This is a genomic window from Bacillota bacterium (assembly GCA_024655925.1).
Taxonomy (GTDB): Bacteria; Bacillota; DTU025; order DTU025; family JANLFS01; genus JANLFS01.
This window is the reverse complement of sequence record JANLFS010000064.1, coordinates 15,785-18,007: the sequence shown is the minus strand read 5'-3', so window position 1 is coordinate 18,007 and position 2,223 is coordinate 15,785. Positions and strand designations below refer to the sequence as shown.

Genomic DNA, 2,223 nt, shown 5'->3' with positions numbered 1-2,223 from the left:
GCGTTTGTCCTGAGCCAGGATCAAACTCTCCAAGAAAATCTCATACCGTCTTCTCTCGAAGAGTAGATCGTGTCTCTACTCAATTCATTGCGCCCGCATCGAACCTCTTTTGTCCGATTCAGTGCACACGCTGTTTGGTTTTCAAGGAACATCCGCCGCCTCCACTGCATCACCGCCGTGTGGCGACGACATTTGTTATTCTAACACGGCCCTGAACGGGTGTCAACGCCAATTTGTCCCAGTAGCGGTGCCTGGTCCCACCCCTCGGCGCACTCAGTCGCTCTGAGTCTCTTCGCCTGTTTCACCAGGTAACCTAGTCTCCGCTCGCACGCTCTCATCGTGTAAATCGCGGCGTCGATGATATCCGGGTCCGTAGCGTCGTTGAACACCCGGTCTGCCCGTTCCATGTCGGCGCAGACGGCACGGATCTCGTTGCGAAGCCGGGTCTCCTCCGCCGACTCTCCTGTCTGCCTGGTTAGCGAGAGCCTTTGCCGGGCCAACTCCAAGGTCCGATCGAGTGACAGCCAGAGGTCCATGGCTCACACCCCGTTCTGAGGCGTTATTCAGCGAGATTATGCCCAGAAGCGCCGTCTGGTATTCCGCCAAGAGCCGCGGTATGCCCATGAACACTCCGGAAGTGCAATCAGGCGATGGATCAAATTCCGCGCCTGCCTTCGAGTGCGCGGGCGAGTGTGACCTCGTCTGCGTACTCCAGGTCGCCCCCAACAGGCAAGCCGTGGGCAATGCGGGTGACCTGCACACCCATGGGCTTCAGCAGTCGGGATATGTAGATCGCGGTGGCCTCGCCCTCTATGTTCGGATCGGTCGCCACGATGACCTCGCGCACCGCCCCTGACTTACATCGGTCGAGCAGCTCACGGACTCTGATGTCGTTCGGCCCGATCCCTTCCATGGGTGATATGGCCCCGCCGAGCACGTGGTAGACTCCATGAAACTCCCTTGTGCGCTCCATGGCGATCACATCCTCGGGCCTTTCGACAACGCAAATGGTCGACTGATCGCGCGACCCGTCCGCACATATGCCGCACGGGTCCATGTCCGTGATGTTCGCGCAGACAGAGCAGTTCCTGACTCTCTCTCTGGCGCCGACCAGCGACTCCGCGAGAGTCCTGACATCCTTCTCGGACATGGTCAGGATGTGGAAGGCAAGTCTCTGTGCTGTCTTGGGCCCTATCCCCGGGAGCCTCTTTAGTTCCTCTATGAGCCGGCCGATTGGTTCGGCATAGAACAGCATCTGGGAATACCTCTCTTTCTCAAGAGGTCAGAACTTGAGACCCGGAACGCTGATGCCCCCAGTGACTTTGGCCAGCTCAGCCTCGGCAGTTTCGCGTGCCTTGCGCAGAGCCTCGTTACACGCTGCGAGGATGAGATCCTGCAACATATCCACATCCTCAGGATCCACCGCCGCAGGGTCGATGTGGATCTCGACCAGTTCCTGGTGGCAGTTGGCCACCACGCGGACCGCCCCTCCGCCGGACGTCGCCTCAACGAGCTTGCTTCCAAGCTCCTCCTGGATCCTGACCATGTCGGCCTGCATTTTCTGAACTTGTTTCATCATCTTCTGGAAGTTGCCGCCCATGTGTTCAACCCTCCGTCCTAGGTTCGCCCTTTGGCTACCGCAGCAAAGCCGGTTCTCGGAGACCTATTTCGTGATAACCCTGACGTCCACTGCCCCGAAGACCTCTATGGCCTTCTGAATATCAGGGTCGTCGAAGGGAATGCCGGCGCCCCCGCCTGCCTGCCGCTGGCCCGTGGGGAGCTGTCGCGCAGCAGAGGGTTTCTCGCCGGCACTGACGTCGCATTTGACTTTTGTGCCCAATACCTCAGATGCCGCGTCGGCAACCATCTCACGGTTCCTGGGCTCCGACACTTTGGCCGCGTGAACCGCCCAGGATGGCTCGAATCTTATGCGAAGCGTCTCCCCGTCCACCGCGACCAAGCTGACTTCCTTCAGGAGGGCGTGGATGACAGCACTCCGCGTCTTCACCTGCGCGAGAATCTGGGCCCATTGCTCGGGGGAGATGCCATCGGTCAACAGGCCGTCGCCTTTGCCGTGCGTCCCCCGGACTGAGCCAGCCACCTGAGCCCTCGTGGCGTCAACTTTTGGGGACGGCTGCTGCATCGCTGGACCGTCCGCGTCAGGCAGTGGCTGAACGCGACCAGAAGATACAGCCTCCTCCAGCGCTTCGAGCCTGGAAACAA

The 2,223-nt window shown here is 60.0% G+C and carries 4 protein-coding genes; all 4 read right to left on the bottom strand.

What is annotated here, in order from left to right; all coding sequences use genetic code 11:
• Positions 1 to 200 precede the first annotated feature (200 nt).
• A complete protein-coding gene (locus NUW23_10600; GenBank protein ID MCR4426616.1) occupies positions 201 to 536 on the bottom strand; it encodes a DUF2508 family protein in 336 nt (111 codons plus the stop codon).
• Positions 537 to 655: 119 nt separating this feature from the next.
• A complete protein-coding gene (gene recR / locus NUW23_10595) occupies positions 656 to 1,255 on the bottom strand; it encodes a recombination mediator RecR (protein MCR4426615.1) in 600 nt (199 codons plus the stop codon).
• 27 nt (positions 1,256 to 1,282) lie between these two features.
• Entirely contained in the window at positions 1,283 to 1,600 is a 318-nt protein-coding gene (locus tag NUW23_10590) for a YbaB/EbfC family nucleoid-associated protein (GenBank protein ID MCR4426614.1), read from the bottom strand.
• A 63-nt stretch (positions 1,601 to 1,663) separates the two neighbouring features.
• A partial coding sequence (locus NUW23_10585; GenBank protein MCR4426613.1) for a hypothetical protein occupies positions 1,664 to 2,223 on the bottom strand: 560 nt, incomplete at its 5' end.